The organism is Aquimarina spinulae, assembly GCF_943373825.1.
Classification (GTDB): domain Bacteria; phylum Bacteroidota; class Bacteroidia; order Flavobacteriales; family Flavobacteriaceae; genus Aquimarina; species Aquimarina spinulae.
Genome location: NZ_CALSBP010000002.1, coordinates 2,010,373 through 2,032,762, shown reverse-complemented (window position 1 = coordinate 2,032,762; position 22,390 = coordinate 2,010,373). Strand labels below are relative to the sequence as shown.

Annotated in this window: 14 protein-coding genes; 6 read left to right on the top strand and 8 right to left on the bottom strand. The window is 35.8% G+C overall.

Translation table 11 applies throughout. The annotated features are described in order from the left end of the window. Positions 1-15: 15 nt before the first annotated feature. The 6 genes from moeB to NNH57_RS14500 form a co-directional block, all read right to left on the bottom strand. Entirely contained in the window at positions 16-1,122 is a 1,107-nt protein-coding gene (gene moeB, locus NNH57_RS14525) for a HesA/MoeB/ThiF family protein (protein ID WP_108809148.1), read from the bottom strand. A gap of 23 nt (positions 1,123-1,145) precedes the next feature. After that, positions 1,146-1,382, bottom strand: a complete 237-nt coding sequence (locus NNH57_RS14520; RefSeq protein ID WP_025664319.1) for a MoaD/ThiS family protein — start codon at positions 1,380-1,382, stop codon at positions 1,146-1,148. Beyond that, the gene (mobA, locus tag NNH57_RS14515; RefSeq protein WP_108809147.1) at positions 1,366-1,950 is read right to left on the bottom strand and encodes a molybdenum cofactor guanylyltransferase; all 585 of its coding nucleotides are present in this window, start codon (positions 1,948-1,950) and stop codon (positions 1,366-1,368) included. The genes NNH57_RS14520 and mobA overlap by 17 nt, the downstream gene beginning before the upstream one ends. Positions 1,951-1,966: 16 nt before the next feature. Further along, positions 1,967-2,302, bottom strand: coding sequence for a winged helix-turn-helix domain-containing protein (locus NNH57_RS14510; RefSeq protein ID WP_108809146.1), 336 nt, complete (start codon positions 2,300-2,302; stop codon positions 1,967-1,969). A gap of 160 nt (positions 2,303-2,462) precedes the next feature. After that, positions 2,463-3,638 (bottom strand): molybdopterin molybdotransferase MoeA, encoded by a 1,176-nt coding sequence (locus tag NNH57_RS14505; protein WP_108809145.1) that lies wholly within the window; start codon positions 3,636-3,638, stop codon positions 2,463-2,465. A gap of 596 nt (positions 3,639-4,234) precedes the next feature. After that, positions 4,235-4,783 (bottom strand): hypothetical protein, encoded by a 549-nt coding sequence (locus NNH57_RS14500; RefSeq protein WP_132066003.1) that lies wholly within the window; start codon positions 4,781-4,783, stop codon positions 4,235-4,237. A 334-nt stretch (positions 4,784-5,117) separates the two neighbouring features. Here NNH57_RS14500 and NNH57_RS14495 point away from each other — a divergent pair, with 334 nt between their 5' ends. The 6 genes from NNH57_RS14495 (at position 5,118) to NNH57_RS14470 (ending at position 18,896) form a co-directional block, all read left to right on the top strand. Further along, positions 5,118-5,276: a hypothetical protein gene (locus NNH57_RS14495; protein WP_159099325.1), complete on the top strand. Its 159-nt coding sequence runs from the start codon at positions 5,118-5,120 to the stop codon at positions 5,274-5,276. 83 nt (positions 5,277-5,359) lie between these two features. Continuing rightward, positions 5,360-7,315, top strand: coding sequence for a tetratricopeptide repeat-containing sensor histidine kinase (locus NNH57_RS14490; RefSeq protein WP_132066001.1), 1,956 nt, complete (start codon positions 5,360-5,362; stop codon positions 7,313-7,315). Between the two features lie 16 nt (positions 7,316-7,331). Next, entirely contained in the window at positions 7,332-8,000 is a 669-nt protein-coding gene (locus tag NNH57_RS14485) for a response regulator (protein WP_074407124.1), read from the top strand. Positions 8,001-9,598: 1,598 nt separating this feature from the next. Next, positions 9,599-11,683 (top strand): TonB-dependent receptor plug domain-containing protein, encoded by a 2,085-nt coding sequence (locus tag NNH57_RS14480; RefSeq protein ID WP_108809143.1) that lies wholly within the window; start codon positions 9,599-9,601, stop codon positions 11,681-11,683. A 19-nt stretch (positions 11,684-11,702) separates the two neighbouring features. Then, positions 11,703-12,320, top strand: coding sequence for an HmuY family protein (locus NNH57_RS14475; protein ID WP_074407668.1), 618 nt, complete (start codon positions 11,703-11,705; stop codon positions 12,318-12,320). A gap of 378 nt (positions 12,321-12,698) precedes the next feature. Further along, positions 12,699-18,896, top strand: a complete 6,198-nt coding sequence (locus tag NNH57_RS14470; protein ID WP_108809142.1) for a choice-of-anchor L domain-containing protein — start codon at positions 12,699-12,701, stop codon at positions 18,894-18,896. Between the two features lie 13 nt (positions 18,897-18,909). Here NNH57_RS14470 and NNH57_RS14465 read toward each other — a convergent pair whose 3' ends face one another. Both NNH57_RS14465 and NNH57_RS14460 read right to left on the bottom strand, forming a co-directional pair. Beyond that, a complete protein-coding gene (locus NNH57_RS14465; protein ID WP_108809141.1) occupies positions 18,910-21,468 on the bottom strand; it encodes a TonB-dependent receptor in 2,559 nt (852 codons plus the stop codon). Next, the gene (locus tag NNH57_RS14460) at positions 21,469-22,377 is read right to left on the bottom strand and encodes a FecR family protein (protein WP_074407128.1); all 909 of its coding nucleotides are present in this window, start codon (positions 22,375-22,377) and stop codon (positions 21,469-21,471) included. It abuts the gene before it with no gap. Between the last annotated feature and the right edge of the window lie 13 nt (positions 22,378-22,390).

Genomic DNA, 22,390 nt, shown 5'->3' with positions numbered 1-22,390 from the left:
AAGTGTCTTTAGACCTTATAGATTTTCAGAACCTGTGAGGTCTGGTATAATTTCATGTAAAGCAATAGCTCCTCCTTTTATATGAGATATGTTTTCGAATCCATTTTGAAGTAAGATGTCTAAAGCTCTTTTACTTCGAATACCGGATTGACAAAAAACTATCGTTTCTTTTTCTTTAGAGATAGTATCTGATTTTTGTTTAAGACTATCCAATGGGATATAAATAGGGTTCAAATATTCAATTTTTGGTTGTTCATGAGTCTCACGAACATCTATAAATTGGGCATTTTTTACTAAAAAAGCTTCCTGGGCAGTGATTTCTGAAATTTGCTTCACACCACAAAAAAAGTCATAATCATTAGTTTCAAATCGATTTGCAGAATCAAGTACTTTAGATACTTCTGCTGCAACTCGGTTAATAGTAAAAGATGAGAATTGTGTAGTTAAGCAATTGTACATTAACAGTTTTCCGTTAAGCACATCACCCAGGTCTAAAATAATTTTAAGAACCTCGTTGGCTTGCATACTACCAATAATACCCGGTAATACTCCCAGAACACCTATCTCTGAGCAAGAAGGAACGCTTCCTGCTTTTGGAGGTTCGGGGAATAAACATCGATAAGAAGGACCATTTTGATAATTAAATACAGATACTTGCCCTTCATACTTAAAAATAGCTCCGTATACCAGCGGTTTATCGGTGATAATACAAGCATCATTAACTAAGTATCGGGTAGAGAAATTATCAGTCCCATCAACAATAATATCATACTCAGAAAAAAGAGATATGGCATTTTTTGGAGTTAATTTTGCTGTATATGTATTAATAGTTACTGTAGGGTTAAGGTCTATAAGGCGCTGTTTTGCTGCTACGGCCTTATTTGTTCCCAAAGAATCGGTGCCATATAAAATCTGGCGGTGTAAGTTAGAGATATCTACAGTATCAAAATCAACAATACCAATTGTGCCTACTCCTGCCGCTGTAAGATATTGTAATACAGGACACCCCAGTCCACCCGCACCGATAACTAATACTTTAGCAGTATCTAGTTTTTCCTGACCAGCAGTACCGATCTCGGGTAAGATGATTTGTCTATGATATCTGGGATTAAACGAATTCATGATCTATATTTTGAATAATTAAATTATCCACCAGCGAATGGCGGCAACAAAGCTACTTCTACTTCTGAGTTAATAATATGACTTTGGTCAACTAATTGTTGATCAATAGCCACTTTAAAATCAGTATTATCTAATTTTGGGTATTGATTTTTTAGCTTTTTTACTAATTGAGAAACCGAACAAACCTCGGTTTGTAAGTATTCTTCATTAGTTGTTGTGGCCTCGGCCAGCATACCAAAATATTTAATGGTCAATTGCATTTGTAATTGTTTTTAAATCCTCAACGGTATTCATATTGGTTACCAAAAGACGCTCTTTTTCAAGTACGGTAATGGTTTTTGTTTTTACTGCTGAAACGAGTTTACGTAAACGTCGCTCTCCATTCGTTAGTAATTCCTGACATCGATCTGCACATCGTTTTTTATATAATGCGATTAGTGGAATACTTTTTCCATTAGCTTCAAATTGAACGATATCGTAATCTTCTTTTTTATAGGATAGCAGTTTTTTTAAAAATTCGGTTGTCACTAAAGGAACATCACAGCTAATAACCAAATTATGTTCTGTTTTACTATGCATTAATCCAGAGTGCAACCCTGCTAATGGCCCAGATTCAACTATAATATCTTCAACTCTGTTGACTCCAAAACCATCATAATCAGAATTACTACTAACGATAAGTATGGTATTAACCAATGGACGCAATGCATCAATACTATGTTGAATAAAAGGTTTACCGTCGAGTAGAATTAATCCTTTCTCTCTTCCCATTCTAGAGCTCTTTCCTCCGGCAAGAATAATTCCTGTTATGTTTCTTGGATCATTCATATAAATATTAAAATGGTTATAGTGAGATTTGTTTTAGCTCTTTATCCAGAAACTCCCAGCATTTTTGATTAATGTGATCAAATGTTTCAATAACTTTCTTACCATACGGAGTAAGATTTGCACCACCACCGCCTTTACCACCAGTAGAAGTAATCACCAAAGGTTCTTTGGTAGATTTGTTCATGCTGTCTAATAAGTTCCAGGCTTTTTTATATGACATTTCTAACGCACTGGCAGCTTTGCTTAATGAACCTGTTTGTGCGATCGCTTTTAATAACTTTACTCTTCCTTCACCCAAAAACACACCGTGCTCAGATTCTATCCAAATTCTACTTTTTATTACGTAATCCATATCATAAAACCGTTAGGTTTTCAAAGATACAACGATTTTTTTAGAGATGTTTTTCTTTTAAAAGATTTTTTAGATCAAAAATGGTATAAGCTTAACCAGACCTCACAGGTCTCTAAGACCTGTGAGGTCTAATTCTAATTACCTTATATACTCGAGGATTTTATGGCAAATTGATCACCTGTACCGTATCACCAATATTAACTTCTGTTACGTTTTCGGGAAGATAAACCAAGGCATTGGACTGGGCAAAAGATCGTAACATAGAAGATGCCTGTCCGTCAAGGATGGTTACTTTGTTTTCTTCGGTATGTGCTTTTAAAAACTCTGCTCTTTGGCCTTTTTTTGTGTATTTGAGATTAGAAATAGCAGATGTTCGTTTTAAGCCATATTCTTTATATCCAGAGATTTTGAGTAATGCAGGTAGTACATAGATATAAAAACAACTTAGTGAAGAAGCAGGGTTGCCGGGTAACGCAAATATGGTTGTACCTTGTTTTTTGGCAAAATAAAGCGGCTTTCCTGGCTTTTGCTTTACTTTATAAAAAATTTCATCAACATCTAGTGCTCTTAGTGCTTTACCTACAAAATCATAATCCCCAACCGATATTCCACCAGAAATTAAAACCGCATCATAGTGAGCTATTGTATTTTCTAAAAGAGCAAGAGTAATATCATATTCATCTTCTACCTTAAAATACGATATATCATCAAATCCTACTTTAGTCAAAGCAGTCGATAGCATGATCGAATTACTCTCATAGATTTGTCCATATTTAAGAGTTTGGCCCGGTGGTACTAATTCATTTCCTGTAGCGATGATTGCTATAGAAGGTTTTTGATAGATCTGCACATGGGTAATTCCCAAAGACGCGAGATATCCTACACCGGCAGCAGTAATTGTAGTCCCTTCTGGAAGTGCGATATCTCCTTTTTTTATTTGCTCTCCAAGAGGGCGAATATTGGCATTAGGCAGTACAGTCTCTTGTAATAGTACCTGGTTATTTTGTATGTCTACCTTTTCTTGCATGATAACAGCCTTTGCTCCTGATGGTACTGGGGCACCGGTAAAAATTCTAATCGCTTTACCTTGCTCGAGATTAGGATCGGTATCGTCGCCGGCTTTTACTTCGCCGATTAGGTCAAATTTTTTCTCTTCGACAGATCCCAATGCATATCCATCCATTGCAGATTGTCTAAAAGGCGGCATATTGATGGGAGACATAACATCTTTTGCCAGTACATATCCCGATGCTTTTGATATAGGTATTGTAGTGATAACATCTGTTTTTTTGATGCTATTATTGATGAGTTCAAGGGCTTTTTCTACAGCTATCATAGGTAATTTCGTTACTAGTTTCTGGTCGTAAATAGATCACTATTAGATTTGTTTCTTTTTGCGCAATTTCAATTTATTTTTATCACCTGATGCTAAGGCATCTGTGTCAAAAAAGAAAATCAAAATTCCATCAAAAATAATTCAAATCCTAAAAACCGCCTGTTTACGACCAGAAACTATGTATACAAAGATAGAGCGAAATTTGATTAGCGAAACTCTATTTTGAAAAGTTTTGTAGACATCTGGTAGGATTTTAGGCCTCACAGGTCTCAGAGACCTGTGAGGTCTGGTTAAATTGAAAGTATATACTACGGTCGATAACCAATATTCATCATTAAAAAAGACCCCACAGGAATACCGAATCATGTTCAGTATATACCTATGGGGTCTTACACTTAGGGTTGAGTTGATCCTATTCCTTGAATAAACTCTGTTAAAAAATGCTAGTCTGGGCCTTGTCAATGATTATAAAATCATGTTTTTCCAATTACATTTTGACAGACACCCTATGACTACACTGGTTATTGTTGACTTGTTCTACTTATACTAGACTTGACTTAGTACAAGTTTAACGGGTCTTTTTACGGGATCCCTCATCATAAGGATACGATAGTCGTAATCCTAAGCGTGGGATTGATCTGAGAGATAATGGTAATACTCTTATCTGTTTTTTCGATCACTTTGGTCTCAGGAATAATATCTACAACTTGGTTTTCATTTTTAAGGTAGTAGGCATTTTCTTTTTTCTGAAACGATTCACGTAATGTTACTTCATTCTCGGTATTTGATTTTAAATACATAGATAATGGTCTTGGCTTAAAATCGATAAGCCATGCGATTAACTCTAGATTAGCAGGAGTGGTTGATTTTGTTTCTCCTGTTAAAAAATTGATAATGGGTTTAAATTTGTCACCGTGAACACGTTCGATAGCGTATGCTTTATTTTCTCCTTCTTCAAATTGAAAAAAGCGATTTAGAATACTTTCATCATACTTCTCTTTTCTACGGTTTAACAGCCATAAGCAGGCTTCTTTAATTTGTTTTCGGGTGGGTTCCTGGAGATAACAGTTCATTTCTCCTCCTTTTTCCCTTTTGTACTTTTCAAGAATCTCATTCTTGTACGTCACACTTGTTTTTGTTCTCATAGGCATAGGTTATTGGAATCTTTAGGATTTCAATGGAATCTTTGGAATCCTTGGAATTGTTTACGGATATAGACTTGGGGTCTTTATAAATTCGCTTCAACAATTAGTTCCAGTTTCATTTTGCTAACATAGTAAATGTATGGATTTAGATGTTACGGAAATCCGTAGCGCGATGGTAAAAGCTCAAAAGGAAAGTGGCTAAACACTACCGCACCGGATTTCAACTTTCCGAAAAAACGAGGGAATATTCCCGCACTATTTGATTGCTATCCCAAATCCCTGGTGTAGAACCAGGCAGCAATCCCCATGTTAAATCTTAAAAAAATTAAATATTATGAGAACTTTTTTATACCTACTTATGACCCTATTTATCACGGCAAACCTTGCATCTTGTACTGCAGATAATATTAACGATACAGAAGATATCTCTATTGAGACAGTTGGAACAGAAGATGGACAAGTTGAATCAGAAGATGGTGGTGGTGGTCAATAATTTGTAAGATATTGATGATTTTAAATTCGGTGCATGCAGTAAATTTACTGCATGCACCGAATTTAATTTAGTATCTTAGAGGAATGAAACTTTGGCGCGTCAATTTCCTCTCTTTTAGAATAGTGAAGGGGCTTATATTCGGTGTTATTGTATTTGCCTTTAGTCAATTAAATGCACAAAATTCTTTGCCTCAAAGGCAGTTAGATAATATGACCCAAAACTATACATTAAGTAATGTAGATTCATTATCTATAGACAAACGCCTGTATCATGTCAGTTCATTCTTAGAAAGTGCTTTTTTATCAGAAAAAGATTCATTGATATATAAAGGATTAAGACAAAAAACATGGTTGCTTAGTAAAGCTAAACAATATGATAGTGCTATTGTATATTCTCATCAATTATATGACTTGGCGAGACAAAATAGAGATACCTTTTTTATTACAAATGCGTTAACCAAACTAGGTCTATATAACAAGAAAAATAATGATTTAGCCGAATCTTTTAAATATTATAATGAGGGATTTAAGATCTCGAGGATTATCAATGATAAGGTTAAGATCGGTAGATACTTACTTCAAATGGCCAACATTCAAACCTCTTTAGGAGATTTTTCAGGGAGTAAAACTACAGCGATCGATGGTGTAATATATTTAGAAGGCACTTCTGACTTAAAAAACCTTGCCGGTTTATACCATATTATTTCTGTAGCAAATAGGAAGCAAAAAAACTATAAGGAAGCTTTTAAATATAATGAGAAAGCACTAAATCTGGGTAAAGACAGTATATCGATAAAAACTATAGGGACCAAAAATATTTTGATTTTTAAAAATACAAAAGCTCTAATATTAGCAAACCAGGGCTACTATGAAGAAGCAATAGCAATGTTGAATATATTGGTTTCCGATCCTATAGTACAACAAGATAAAAGAGAATACGCTAGGGTTTTGAGTAATCTTGCATATATACAATGGTTAGAGGATAAAGAAAATAAGAATTCTGAAACATTATTACTTACAGCATTAAAAATAAGAACAGAAAGCAATGATGTTATAGGGTTGGTTACGAGTAATATACATTTGAGTAAATATTATTTTGAGAAAGATAAAACCAAAGCGTTGAAGTATGCTGAAGCGGCTTATTATAATGCAAAACAACAACATAGCCTCGAATTGCTTCTTGAAGCTTTAGGGTATATTTTTAAACTAAAAGAAAAAACAAATGAAGAAGCAAAGGAGTATGACCGAATTCATAAAAAAATACAAGAAGTAAACCAAAGCAACCGGGAGATCTATGCGGTAACCCGATATGAAAACGATAAACTCACCAACGAGAACCTGATCCTAAAAGCAGAGACCGCCAGGAAAGAACGGCAACAGGTGATTTATTTGTTTAGTACGCTATTTGTTTTTTTAATAGGGGGAGTAGTGTTCTATTTATATAGACAACGACTACGGCGAGAAAAAATACGAGAGGTATATAATGCAGAAGCGCGAATCTCTAAAAAACTACATGATGAGTTGGCCAATGATGTATACCAGGTGATGATGCAGATGCAGAATGATCAGAATGACCCTGGGGTATTAGATAAATTAGAAGAAATATACAATACCACCCGGGATATCTCTAGGGAGCATAATAGTTTTAAAACAGGAGAGGAATATGCTACCGAACTTAATGGTATGTTAAGTAGTTATAGTACCAATGGTACCAAGATTATTATTAAAGACATAGATGAGATCAACTGGCAGGCGATAAACCCAGAAAAAAAGATTATTGTACACCGTACTTTACAAGAATTAATGGTAAATATGAAAAAACATAGTCATGCCGAACTGGTGGCGATCACATTTAAGAAAACACCCAAAGGTGTAGTAATCACGTATGCTGACACCGGTGTTGGCGTAGCCGCAGAAGAAATAATATATAGTAACGGACTCCAAAATACGGAAAACCGTATAAAAACGATCGGGGGATCATTTATCTTTGATTCAGCAAAAGGAAAAGGCTTTAAAGCGAAGATAAATTTTCCGAATTAATTATAATATAGAGCTTATGTTTAAGAAAGTTTTAGTCACAGAAGATCTTGGTAGTATTAGCCATGGTATCGCGCATATTCTTCGAGAAAGAACTGGGATTGATGAAATACAGCAAGCACAATATTGTGATGATGCTCTGCTAAAATTTAGAAGAGCAATTAGTGATCATACCCCATTTGATCTGTTGATCACAGATCTTTCGTTTAAAGAGAGTCACAGAGAACGAAAATTGGCTTCGGGGATTGAACTTGTAGAAGCCATACGAGAGATCCAACCTAATGTTAAAGTTATTATATATTCTATGGAAGATAGACCCGGTAAAATTAAATCGTTTTTTGCAGAACAGAGCATAGATGGCTATGTATGCAAAGGACGCTATGGACTAAACGAATTGGTAAAATCGGTTACCGATGTGTTTAACAACATTCGATACGTATCCCCACAGTTAGAAAGTGCAATGAGTAAGAATAATGTTTTCGAACTCCAGGATTATGACATTTTATTATTAAAGCATTTGTCTGATGGCCTCACCCAGGAAGAGATAGGGAATCATTTTAAGAAAAATCAAATTTCTCCAAATAGTACCAGCTCTATAGAGAAGCGACTTAATAAATTGAAATATAATTTTAAAGCAAAAAATGCCATTCACCTGGTAGCAATGACCAAAGATTTAGGGCTTTTGTAGAAGCCAGAAGCCAGAAGTCGAATGCTAGATGTACTCTTCTTTCAATTTTTGCATTTAATATTTAGAATTTAAAGCATTCAGGTTATAGAGGTTACTTTTATATTTAGAGTTTTACATTTTTCATTCGACAGTTCGTTATTCAGTATTCGATATTCAACATTCTTTGTCACCCTAAGCCCTTCGATAAACTCAGGACAGGTTTGTCGAAGGGTAAAGTCTTCATTTCAATACTTTTTGTCATCCCAGCCCTTCGGCATGGCTCAGGATAAACTATAGGCTGGGATCCATAGCGAAAACGTTACTCCAAAGTAGATTCCGAATCAAGTCCAGGATGACAGACAACTTATATTAAGAACACTAATACCCTTTGGTATCCTGAATTCTTGGAGATTAAGGACTATGCTGAAGTACTTTAACGAATTGGAAAATAATACCTACCAGATAATACGATGAGATGTTGTAAGTGTAAAAATCTCAAAATCAGATATTTAAATTTTTTAAATGCCAGATTCACATTAGTTTAACGCTTTTATTACGGAAATCCACAAGGAATTGTCGTTTATTAGCTTTAAATTTGAGGTAATACTTAAAATAACTGAGATTGTTGGCTTAAAAAGAGCAGCAATTATAGTTATTGATCAATCGTAAAAAGCTACTAAATAGGTAGTTATAAAACAGAAACAACCCCGCAATTGTAAAACTTTGGCGAGCCAACAAAAGCAGGGTCTGAATAACGATTGATTTAATGTAAACCAACCATTATAAGGATATTTTTAGAGTAAATAGCTCAAAAAAGGATATGATTTCTGAATGATTTAACCCTAAATCCTTATATATAATTTCTAATCGATAATTTGTGTCTAAAAATATAAAACGAACTATTTTATCTTTTTTAGTAGTTCTATTTTCCTAAAGCACAATATAGTAAGAAGCTTTCAAATAATTACGGTTTCCCGTAAGATATTTCTCCTTTTTTTTAAATATTTTTTGTGCTATTTCCATATTAAATCCCATAATACTAGTATAAAAATCTATAATTCAGTGATTTATATTGCGTGTTTTATACTGTTGGTTGTAAGAAGTTACGGTATAGAGGTAAGTATATAAATGGCTTGTTGAAATTTGTTTAGGATCTATTTTTAAGGATTCTTTGTTAGCATAAACTAAAGATTGAGTTGTATTGATAATGGTCTTTTTATCAGACCTCACGAGCCTATTTGAACTTGTTTCAGCATCTCTGTGAGGTCCGAAAGTGGGGTAATCGGGTAATCATATATTTTGTTACATATACTAGTAACAAAAAAGGCCGTCTGAATAACCTGGTTTTTTCTTAATCGATCACGGTAGCAAATGTTTCGGTATCTCTACATACAACTTTGTAACAACCACACCTCTCTTTAATGGCATCACATCTCAATTGTTTTTTCTACTTAAGTAGTTGCTACAAATCATAGTGATATTTCTAAAAATGTACAAAATGTTGTTTTCATAGCGTGTAGGTTATTTCTGTAAATTAATGACAAAAATAGTTAAGTTTATTTAGAATAAATAAAAATAAATATATATTTGCACTCTATTAAGAAACATTCTAAATAAAAATGAGATTTGAGAATCTGATAATCTGCATTTTAGCAGGTTTTGTTATTGTAAGTGGATATTCGCAGGAAAAAACTATAGATACTACTTTGGTTAATGAGCTACAAGAAGTAGTTCTTACCGCTACCCGAACAGAAAGACAGCTTTCTTCTCTGCCTTTACCCGTTACTATTGTTTCTCAGGAAACAATTAAGCAATCAGGTACCATTAGACTTAATGAAATTCTAAATGAGCAAACAGGGATTATAACTGTTGCCGATGAAAGCGGTTTTGAAGGGGTGCAAATACAAGGGATTGCTTCAGACTATATTTTAATTCTTATAGATGGTGTTCCTCTGGTTGGTAGAAAAGCAGGAAACTTTGATGTAAATCGGTTAACCGTTGGTAATATAAAACAAGTAGAAGTCGTTAAGGGGCCATCTAGTAGCCTTTATGGTTCTGAAGCTTTGGGAGGCGTAATTAATATCATTACCGAGAAACCAAAAAGTGATGTGCTATCGGGAAATGCTTCTTATCGAATAGGCAGTTATACCCAGCAGGATATTAATGTAAATATTAAGCAACGTATTAAGAAACTTGGTTATAGTATTTTTGCAAACCGATTTTCTAGCGAAGGCTATGATCTCACTCCTGATACTGCAGGGCAAACTGTAAATCCATTCGAGAATTATACATTTAATGGCAGGTTATATTATGATTTTTCTGATCAGTTTTCGTTATTTCTGTCGGGTCGTTTATATACGCAATACCAGGATGCAGGATTCACAGCTAATACTACGAGTTTTGAAGGAGATAGCGAGGAACAAGAATGGAACAGTCACATACGTCTCGATCACAAATGGAGTGATGATCTAACTACTCAATACGAGTTTTATTATACGAATTACAATGCCAAAGAAGAACTGGTAGACTCTGGTTCTGGAGATATAGTAAGCAATAGTGATTTTGATCAGCGTTTATTGCGGCCAGAAATACGAACTACCTACGTATTTAAAGATAGAAGCAAGCTTACTCTTGGGGTAGGTTTTCAATACGATGAGTTAGATCGTACTTTTTTTGATACACAAGTAGATTTTAACTCTCAGTATGTGTATGCTCAATATGATGTAAACTTTATTGAGCGATTAAACGTCATTGCGGGAGCACGTTTTGATAATCATTCAGAATATAATAACCAGTTTAGTCCTAAGCTTGCATTGCGGTATAAAATCACAGATGCATTGGCTGCCAAAGCTTCTATAGGATATGGTTTTAAAGCTCCGGATTTTAGACAGCTTTATTTTGATTTTACAAACTCTGCGGTGGGGTATACCGTACTAGGATATAATGTGGCTTTAGAAAAATTAAATGAACTACAAGCTCAGGGTCAAATTCTTGATGTGGTTGTTCCCGAATCATCATTACAAGATCCCCTCGAAGCAGAGAACTCTATAGGATATAATGCAGGATTAACTTATAATGAAAAGCGATGGAATGCAGAACTCAATTTCTTTAGAAACGATATTAAAAATCTAATCGATACTCGTGTTATCGCTCGTAAAACTAATGGGCAAAATGTGTTTAGCTATTTCAATTTTGATGAAATATACACGACAGGTATAGAGTTTAATACCAACTATAGAATAATCGATAATGTAAGATTGAGCGCCGGTTACCAACTACTCTACGCTTTTGATAAAGAAAAAGAAAAACAAGTAAAAAATGGCGAAGTATTTGCTCGTGATCCCGAAACTAACCAAACAGTTGTAGTCTCAAGATCAGAATATTTTGGACTTGTGAATCGCTCGAGGCATAATGCGAACTTTAAAGTTTTTTATGATATCGTTTCCGCGAAAGCGAATATAAATCTAAGGCTGTTATATAGAAGTAAATACGCCTTGTTTGACACTAACGGTAATGACCTTATAGATGATTATGACACCAGCTTTGTCGATGGATTTGTGACAGCAAATATTGCAGCCAGTAAGACTTTTTACGAAAATTTTACACTACAAATAGGTGCAAACAATCTTTTTGATTATACCGAAGATAACATTCCCACTTTACCAGGGATACAATTATATGCAAAACTTAACTATCAATTTTAATATTTTAAATGTCATGACAATGAAAAAATTATCAATATTATTTTTAGTACTTAGTACAGTACTTATTTCGTGTAGCAGCGATGATGATGCACCTACTCCTGTACCTGTTAAATCTGAGAAAATTTCTAACCTTGAGGCTATACAAACAGGCGGTCAGGGAACTGGAAACCCTATAGGAGGAGCATTTACCAAATTTGATTTTGAAACAGGAAAAATAACTACCAGTGATACCGATTGGGATGTTGCATTTAGAGGTACTACCATAGCAATTAATGGAGGAACAGTTACTGGTGTTGCAGAAGAACCCTCACGTAATGGTAATGTAGGAGCAGCAATAGTTACCGGGACATTTGCAGGGGTAACCAGTGCAAAAGATGTAACTTTTAGTCAAGATGCAGATGCTGCATTTGCGATCCCTACAGGAAGTGATAATGGTTGGTATAATTATGCAGGACCTCCAACTCATTTGATCTCTCCAATCCCTGGAAAAATACTTGTTTTTAAAACCCGTAACGGTAACTATGCAAAAGTAGAAATACTGAGTTATTATCAGGATGAAGATACTTCTAAAAAGTCACAATATTATACATTTAATTATGTGTATAATCCTAACAAAGGAGAAACCTCTTTTGAGTAATACACATAACCCCAATTCAATTATATAATGTGTATATTGAATTAACTATTTAGATGAAACCGGTAAAATCAAATTTTACCGGTTTTTTTTATGAAGCAAGTTTATACTACTTCTAAATTGAGATTAATATGTGATTTACATATATGTAAACTGTTTTTTGATGCAAAAGCATAAAAATCATGTTATTAAGTAATTAAAAATTCGCCCCTATTTCTTGGGTATTCGTCACAAAACTTCATTTTTACTTTGTGATTTCTGTGGTTGAGCTATGTTTGCGCTCACAAAATTATCTGCTTACTCTAACCTTAATTCTAACCCATAAGTTTATTACTCTTCGAAACCTACCTATATAATTTGATATAAATTTTTACAGTAATTATGATGATAAGGAACACTCTATTTCCAATATTAGTCTTTGCTTTTTCTGTATCTGCTTTTTCACAATCCAAATACTGGGATATTGTATCGTTTCCTCAGTTCAGAAATATTTCCAAAACAAACAACAATGTTGATCCAGATCATTATACCCTGCTGAATCTTGATCTAAAATCTTTTACTACTCATCTGCAAAAAGCTCCAGACAGAAATACTGCTTCTAGAGCAGCAGGATTGATTGTCGAATTTCCTGATCAGAATGGTCAGCTTATCAAATTTAAAATACAGGAAGCCTCGATACTACATCCTGATTTGGCAGTAAAATATCCTGATATCAAATCCTACATGGGAGTTGCTCTCGAGGACGCTTCTGTTACCATTGCACTTAGTGTGACCTCATTAGGATTTCATGGGATGATTCTGGGTATGCCGCAAGGCACTATATATATTGATCCTTATAACAAAGACAAACAGTACTACATGGCGTTTTCTAAAAGAGATCTGCCGGCAAATTTATCGCAGTTTAGTTGTGAAGTAGAAGAAACCGTACAATCCAAAACGGCTACAAAGAGAAATCTCTATGGACAAAGAAATGCCAATGATGGAATACATAGAAAATACCGCTTGGCACTTGCCTGTAATGGAGAGTATGCACAATATCATGTGAATGCTGCCGGACAAGGCGGAGCTACCGATGTTGTAAAAAAAGGAATTGTTCTTGGGGCAATGAATACTACCATGACACGGGTGAACGGAATCTTTGAAAGAGAACTTGCAATTACTATGGAGATTATTCCTGATAATGAAAAAATTATATTTTTAACTCCCGGAGATGGATTTACTTCTAATGACCCCAGTTTGATTAACCAAAATCCATCAATATGTAATACCAATATCGGAAGTGAAAATTATGATATTGGACATGTGTTTAGTACAGGTGGTGGTGGTGTTGCTGGTTTGGGGGTTGTATGTGGTTCTAGAAAAGCAGCAGGAGTAACAGGTAGTCAAAACCCAATAGGTGATGCCTTTAATGTTGATTATGTAGCTCACGAGTTGGGACACCAGTTCGGAGCTCCTCATACGTTTAATGGAACAACAGGAGCTTGTGGTGGTGGAAACCAAAATGCAGCTACTGCTTTTGAGCCTGGAAGTGGTACAACCATTATGGCATATGCCGGGATTTGTTCTCCTCAAAATGTACAAAATAATAGTGATGATTACTTTCATGCGATTAGTCTTCATAATATATATGATTATATTTCCTCTACTAGTTGCGGAATATTAACTAATATCAGTAATACAGCACCTACTGCCAGTGCAGGTAGTGATCATACGATACCCTATGGGACTGCTTTTATCCTCGAAGGAGATAGTACTGATCCTGATGGCGATGCCCTTACCTATGCCTGGGAGCAGATGGATAATGAGCAGGGGGCTGTGCCGATTTTACCCACTGCTACTCAGGGACCGATGTTTAGGTCAATACCACCGAGTACAGCTCCTGATCGATATATGCCCAGTCTACCGGCAGTGATTGCTGGGAACCTGGCACCCACATGGGGAGTAATCCCCACAGTCGCCCGAACCATGAATTTTAGGCTTACAGTAAGGGACAATAATGCTGCAGGTGGTCAGAACAATAGTGATGACATGGTGGTCACAGTAGCTAATACAGGGCCTTTTCTGGTAACGGCTCCTAATACTGCCGTAACCTGGGCTGCAAATAGTACACAAACAGTAACCTGGGATGTTGCAGGTACTACAGCTAACGGGATCAACACAACCGATGTAATCATCCTATTGTCTACCGATGGAGGATATACCTATACCAATACCATTGCTACAGTACCCAATACAGGAACGGCAAGTATTACCGTGCCGAATCTTCCCGGAACGACCAACAGGATTATGATTCGCGGATCAGGTAATATTTTTTATGATATTTCTAATGCTGATTTTACGATTACAGGACAGAATAATTGCATGGCAACCGTTCCCACAGGATTAACAGTAGCTACAATTACCGATACTACGGCAGAAATATCCTGGAATCTGGTTACCGATGCAACTTATGATTTACGGTATCGAAAAACAGGAGATACTAACTGGACAGAAGTATCAGTAACCTCTCCTCCGTATTCGCTTACTGGATTAGATCCTGCAACAGAATACGAAGTACAGATACAAAGCAAATGTCCTGATACTAGTACTTCGGGATATACATCTTCTGAAACGTTTACTACAGATGCCCCGGTATGTAATGCGACTGTCCCTACAGGAGTATCAGTTCCCTTAGGAAGTATTACTACGACAACTGCACTTGTATCGTGGACTGCGGTACCCAATGCGACTTATAATGTACAGTATAAAGAACAAAATGCTACCAATTGGATTGATCTGCCAACCACTACAACACCGGTTATGCTTACCGGGCTAACATTAAGCACTACCTATCTGGTAAGGGTGAGTAGTATATGTGGGGGGGATCAGTCTGCCTATAGCCTTTCGGCTATTTTTACAACATTAACTACTAATCCGGTTTTAGTACCTATTGATGTACATCCTATGGGAGATCCAAATTCGAATTTGTCATTAGAAGAACTTGCAGAGGATATACTAATAGGAGGTTGTGCAGGAGGGGTAACAGATATTAAAGTGGTATCAGGATCTACGCCCAATCACGGAAATAGTTATGGCTATTTTACATATGGAGGAACAACCGATGAAAATGTAGAACACTCTTTTCCTTTAAAAAAAGGAATTGTACTCACTTCAGGATCTGCATCAGAGGTAGAAGGGCCCAATGAAAGAGGCAATTTTTCATTTGGAGATGCAAGCTGGACTGGAGATTCAGACTTGAAAGAGATTTTGGATGATAGATTAGAGAATTCTTTTGCAACCTTTAATGCGACCAGTATTACATTTACATTTATTCCTGCAGTAGACAAAATATCTTTTGATTATGTATTTGCATCAGATGAATATGAAGACGACTCGTGTTTTGAAAATTCAGGTAACTTAGACTATCAGGATGGTTTTGCATTTATTATTAAAGGCCCTGGAATTACTCCCGACAGGAAAAAAGATAACACTCTTTTTGCACATGAAGGCAAAAATATAGCATTAATTCCTGGTACAAACCTACCAGTAAGTGCCAAAACTATTTATGATAACCCTAGTGCAAATTGTATTGATCCTAATTCTTTTCCAGAATTTTATGTAAGCCATTGGAACTCTATAGAAAAAAGAACTAATTCTCCTATAGAGTTTGACGGTCGTACAACACTATTAACAGCTACATCCAAAGTAACTCCGGGAGAAACGTATACTTTAAAATTAGTAATTGCGGATAGAGGAGATCATCAATTTGATGGAGGAGTATTTATACAAAACAGTATTTTTGGAGATTTTAAAGTAGATCTTGGACCAGATATCAATACATGCGCACAACAAACAACACTTACTGCTCAGGGAGTTTTTGATTCTTCAATGCAATTTGAATGGCAATTAGATGGAATACCTATTCCTAATGAAAATACAAAAACACTTACGGCAACCCAATCAGGTACCTATACCGTTATTGTTACCGGAGCAAAATGCCCGGGAGAAGATGAGATCGAAGTGAATTTAAGCGGGGGACTACAGGTAGGTCCTGTAAAAGATCTGGAAGCTTGTGCAGATCAAAATGGTCAAGCAGAATTTGATCTTACAGTTAATGATGCTCTGGCAACTAATGGCCAAACGGGACTTACTGTAAGTTATTATACCACAGAAACAAATGCTGATAATGGAGTAAACCCTATAACAAACCCTACCTCCTATACAGTAACCAGTGATGATACAATTTATGTGCGTATCGTTGATGGTAATGGTTGTTCGGGTTCGAATGGTAGTAATTTTACAGTTAAGATTACTGCTTTAGCAGTAGATATGTCAATAACTCAACAGTCCTGTTCCGGTGAAGCTACGCTTACGGCAGTAGGAACATTTAGTACTGCAGCTACTTATGCCTGGGAGTTAGATGGTAATGTTATTCCTAACGAAACCTCAAATACGCTTACAGCTACTGCATCAGGCGATTATACCTTAATAGTTACCGATGGATGTGCTGGTAGTGTTACCAAAACAGTTACAATTACCAGTGCCTTAGTAGTAGATATGACAGTAACTCAACAGTCCTGTTCTGGTGAAGCTACGCTTGCTGCTGTAGGAACATTTAGTACTGCAGCTACTTATGCTTGGCAGTTAGATGGTAATCCATTAACTGAAACTTCAAATACGCTTACAGCTACTGTATCTGGTGACTATACGCTCACGGTTACCGATGGATGTGCTGGTAGTGTTACCAAAACAGTTACAATTACCAGTGCCTTAGTAGTAGATATGACAGTAACTCAACAGTCCTGTTCTGGTGAAGCTACGCTTGCTGCTGTAGGAACATTTAGTACTGCAGCTACTTATGCTTGGCAGTTAGATGGTAATCCATTAACTGAAACTTCAAATACGCTTACAGCTACTGTATCTGGTGACTATACGCTCACGGTTACTGATGGTTGTACCGGCAGTGTTACCAAAACAGTTACAATTACCAGTGCCTTAGTAGTAGATATGACAGTAACTCAACAGTCCTGTTCTGGTGAAGCTACGCTTGCTGCTGTAGGAACATTTAGTACTGCAGCTACCTATGCTTGGCAGTTAGATGGTAATGTTATTCCCAACGAAACTTCAAATACTCTTACAGCTACTGTATCAGGAGATTATACGCTCACGGTTACTGACGGTTGTTCTGGCAGTGTTACCAAAAAAGTTACAATTACCAATGCCTTAGTAGTAGATATGACAGTAACTCAACAGTCTTGTTCTGGTGAAGCTATGCTTGCAGCTGTAGGAACATTTAGTACTGCAGCTACTTATGCTTGGCAGTTAGATGGTAATCCATTAACTGAAACTTCAAATACGCTTACAGCTACTGTATCTGGTGACTATACGCTCACGGTTACTGATGGTTGTACCGGCAGTGTTACCAAAACGGTTACTATTACCAGTGCCTTAGTAGTAGATATGACAGTAACTCAACAAGCCTGTTCTGGTGAAGCTACGCTTACCGCTGTAGGAACATTTAGTACTGCAGCTACTTATGCTTGGCAGTTAGATGGTAATGTTATTCCCAACGAAACCTCAAATACGCTTACAGCTACTGTATCAGGTGATTATACGCTCACGGTTACTGACGGTTGTGCAGGTAGTGTTACCAAAACAGTTACGATTACCAATGCCTTAGTAGTAGATATGACAGTAACTCAACAAACATGTTCAGGTGAAGCTACGCTTGCTGCTGTAGGAACGTTTAGTACTGCTGCTACTTATGTTTGGGAGTTAGATGGTAATGTTATTCCCAACGAAACCTCAAATACGCTTACAACTACCAAATCAGGTAGCTATACTGTAACAGTTACCGATATTTGTACAGGCAGTGCATCACAAAATGTTAGCATAACTAATACCCCAGAAATAACCACCTTAGATGATATTGAAATCTGTAGAGCATATGAATTGCCGGTCATTCTCAATGGAACGTATTATACCGGCAGTAACGCAACAGGTACACAATTAGATGCCGGTACCGAGATTTACAGTTCGCAAATGATCTATATCTATGCTGGTATACCAGAGTGTAATAATGAATCTAGTTTTATGATTACGATTTTGGAAGGAACACCTCCGGTTATTAGTGCACAAAGTGTGCAGGCATTTTCAGAAAATAACAGCGTGACGGTAGAAGTAGAAAGTGAAGGTACATATGAATATAGCCTGGATCGAGGTATTTTTCAGGATAGTAATGTTTTTGAAGATTTAACCCCTGGAGCTCATCAAATAACAGTATGTAGTATTGATGGCTGTGGTTGTGATACAATTGAAATCTGTATTATGGGATATCCCAAATATTTTACGCCTAATGGAGATGGGATTCATGATACCTGGAATCTTAATACCAGTGGCTGTGGGGCCATAGAAATTGAAAATCTATATATTTTTAACCGATTTGGGAAATTAATAAAGGTATTGCAACCTGGAGGTGCAGGATGGGATGGCACCTATAACGGGAAGCGATTATTTTCAGCAGATTATTGGTTCAAAGTAGTGTATAAAGAAAACGGTGTATTAAAAGAGTTTACCGCTAATTTCTCATTGATGCGATAGTAAACCATTTCATTTAAAAACTTAGTCTAAACGTAACATTAGGAGTGATATTTAAAGAAGATTTATTGACTTCTCTTAATTCATAAGAAATATTATTTTCACTATCTGTTAATTGATAGAGCGGATAACTTCGATCTAAGATATTTTTCCTTCCATATAGATTTAATAAAGAGAAGCCCAGGCGGCTTTTTATTCTATCGTTTTTTGATGACCAGTTAAAATCATATACTACAGAAAAATCCAGTCTATGATAATCGGGTAGCGACTTAGAGTTTATAGCACCGTATTGAACAATGGGCAGATCATCTACTATTGTAAGCCCTAATGAAGGAGTATATGGAGTACCGGTACGATATTTCCACCCCAACGAAAACTGAAATTTCTTCCACTGATAAGCATGAGACCACGAAACAGAATGCGTGATATTATTATTTCCTTTAAAAGCTTTACCTTGATTAAGCGTATTAAATGTGAACTCGGTATCAGAAAATGAATACCCAAGCCAGGTAGAGTACTTACCCGCTTTCTTTTTAATTAATAAATCTATTCCCGTAGAGATACTTTCTCCTTCAGACAGGTCACCCGAAGTAGACTCAAACCCTCTGGTTAGCGAAGTAAGTCCTTTTATCTTTTTGTAATAGGTATCTATTTCGATATTCCAGTTTTTTTTATGAAAAAGAGTGCCCAGCGTGTATTGCTGACTTCTCAACAATGGGATATCATCTTCTTGTGCTGCAACCCATAACTGATTTTCGAGGCCAAAATTAAAAGTGGCAAACTCAATCACTTGACTAATGGATTGATTTTTGACTTCTGCAGATCCTTTAACCCTAAAATGCTTTCCTATTTTTCGTTCTACATAGAATCTGGGCTCGATAAAAGCAGATTGTAATGCGGCGTAATAATTTCCTCTTAGGCCAAAGCTAACCAGCCAAGTTTGGGGAGCACTATATTGTAATTGAGAATAAAAACTATGAGTAGGATTCTCTTGATAATTTCCGACTTCAGCATCATTTTCTCTTAGATAAAATGCTGTTCGGTTATAGTAGAATTGATATCCATTAGAAAAAGTGAAATGAGGATTAATAGTCCAGTCAGAATGAAATAATAGTCCATATTCTTCGATGGCATTTTCTTTTTCTATAGTTAGATCTTGATTAATAAAGAGGTTCCTTCCCTGGTACTCGAGTAGATATTCAGAATATGAAAATTGTGTTTTTGTAGAGAATCGCGAACCCCACTTGCTATCCCAGGAAATGTTTGTTCCAAAATTTTTAATAGCAAGTTTATCCTGTGACATATCTGCAAATTGAGAATCCTTAAAAGAATAATCAAGTTTGTTTTGAGTAAACAAATTAGAAATAGAGATATCGTGTTTTTTAGAAAGATTGGCAATTAATTTTAAGGTTACATCGGTAAAATAAAATAGCTCTTTACTTTCTGAAGATTCGGGATCAAAAATAGACCTGTTATCAGTAATACTTGTGTTCTGAAAAGCCCGGTTAGAGTAGGTGTTAATTGTTGGAGTATCAATAACATCGGTAATAGATCTTCTGGCCGATAGTAAAACCCCGATTTTTTTAGAAATAGGAAGTTTTAAATATCCATCGGCATGAGTCATATTAATTCCTATACCTCCGTGTGTTTTATCGGGTACAGTTTGATCTGTTTTGATATCAATAACTCCCGAGACACGATCTCCATAAATAGGCTGGGTTCCACTTTTGTATATAGTAATATCTTTGGTGATGTATGGGTTGAAAGCAGAAATAAGTCCAAAAAAGTGATCAGAATTATACATTTTAATACCGTCCCATAGAATTAGGTTTTGATCGGGAGTACCACCTCTTATATAAATTCCTGAAGCGGTTTCTAGCGGACTTTCTATCCCAGGCAACAGTTGAATATTTTGCAGAATATCGGGCTCAGATAATCCCGAAATTATATTTAAATTATTAGGTTGAATTTTAACCGAACCATCTCTGGTTTTTACTATTCCAGAGGTTAGATATTCCTTTATTATAACTTCGTTTAACACAAAATCTTCGGGAGATAGAATATAGGTGTCACATTTCTTGTTGATTACTTTTTTAAGAGGGATAGCAATGGTTTTATATCCAAGGTATGAAATAATTAAAGTGTCTGATACGCTATTGTCTTTTAAAGAAAAAAAGCCTTTATCATCAGATGAGGTCCCTGATTTTTTTACTTCGTTAAGTATAGTAGCTCCCTCAATAGGAGTGTGGGTTTCATCGGTAAGATATCCACAAAAAGGAGTTGTTTTATTAAGTTTAACAACGTAGTATCGCTCATCAACTTGTGTAAAATGTATTGGGTATTGATCGGATACAATAGCTATAATTTCGTTTAATGATATAGCGTTTTGATCTATCGTGATCACTATATCTGTGAATGACGAAGTATTATAAGAAAATTTCACATCAAAAAGCCCTTCCATTTCGGTTAGAAAACCGTCTAATGAGAGGTCAATATAATGTATGTCCTTCTTTTTTTCTTGAGCATTTGCAGTTAGAAAAAAAAGAGAAATAAGCAATAAAAAGTGGTATTTCATTTATTCTTTAGACAATTCTACAGTATTCTTGTCTATAAAAATAAACTTAATATCCATTGCATCAAAAATAGTATGCAAAGCATTTTGTAAATTATCATGGGCAAACCCACCACTGTATCGCTGATCGACACCAATGCGCTCACTTTTAATAGTAATTTTATATTGTTTTTCGAGAGCAGATATCACCTGCTGTAATGGGGTATTGACAAAGCTACTTTCTCCTGAAGTCCATGAAGGAGCGGTGTCATTTAATTCCCATTCTTCGAATGATGAATCAATACTTCTTACTGCTTGTCCTTTGGTAATAATTTTCGAAGAAATTCCATTTTCTACTTTTACTTTACCTTCATAACAGATCACCTCAAAAAATTTAGAAGAAGCATTAACGTTAAATTGCGTGCCTAATACTGAAACAGAATTATGATCAGATTTTACGGTAAATGTATTTCCTTTTTTCACTTTAAAAAAGGCTTCTCCATCTAAAAATACGATTCGTTCGGTATTTTCCCAGCTTCCTTTTTTATAGTATAGTTTTGATTTAGCATTCAAAATTGCTTCAGAACCATCAGGAAGTGTTATTGCTAGTCGTTCACCAAATCCGGATTGATGTGTAATGTTTTGATTAAAAAATAGAGTATACCCAAGGATTAGTGCAATACTTGCAGCGATTGCATATGCCCATCCAGGAATCAAAGAGATTACTTTTTTCTCTTTAGAGACATCTTCTTGAATACGATCAAAAAGTTTTTCTCTGTCTACTGTGGGGACTTCAAGTAACTTTGTTCCTTCGAGAATAGTTTCGTATAAAGTATAATCTTTAGATTTTTTGAAAGCATTGATTTCTTCTTCGGATAATTCACCGCTGGCCCATTTGGCTAAAAAAACATCTATGTTATCTGACTTTTCCATTTTTTTGTTCTCT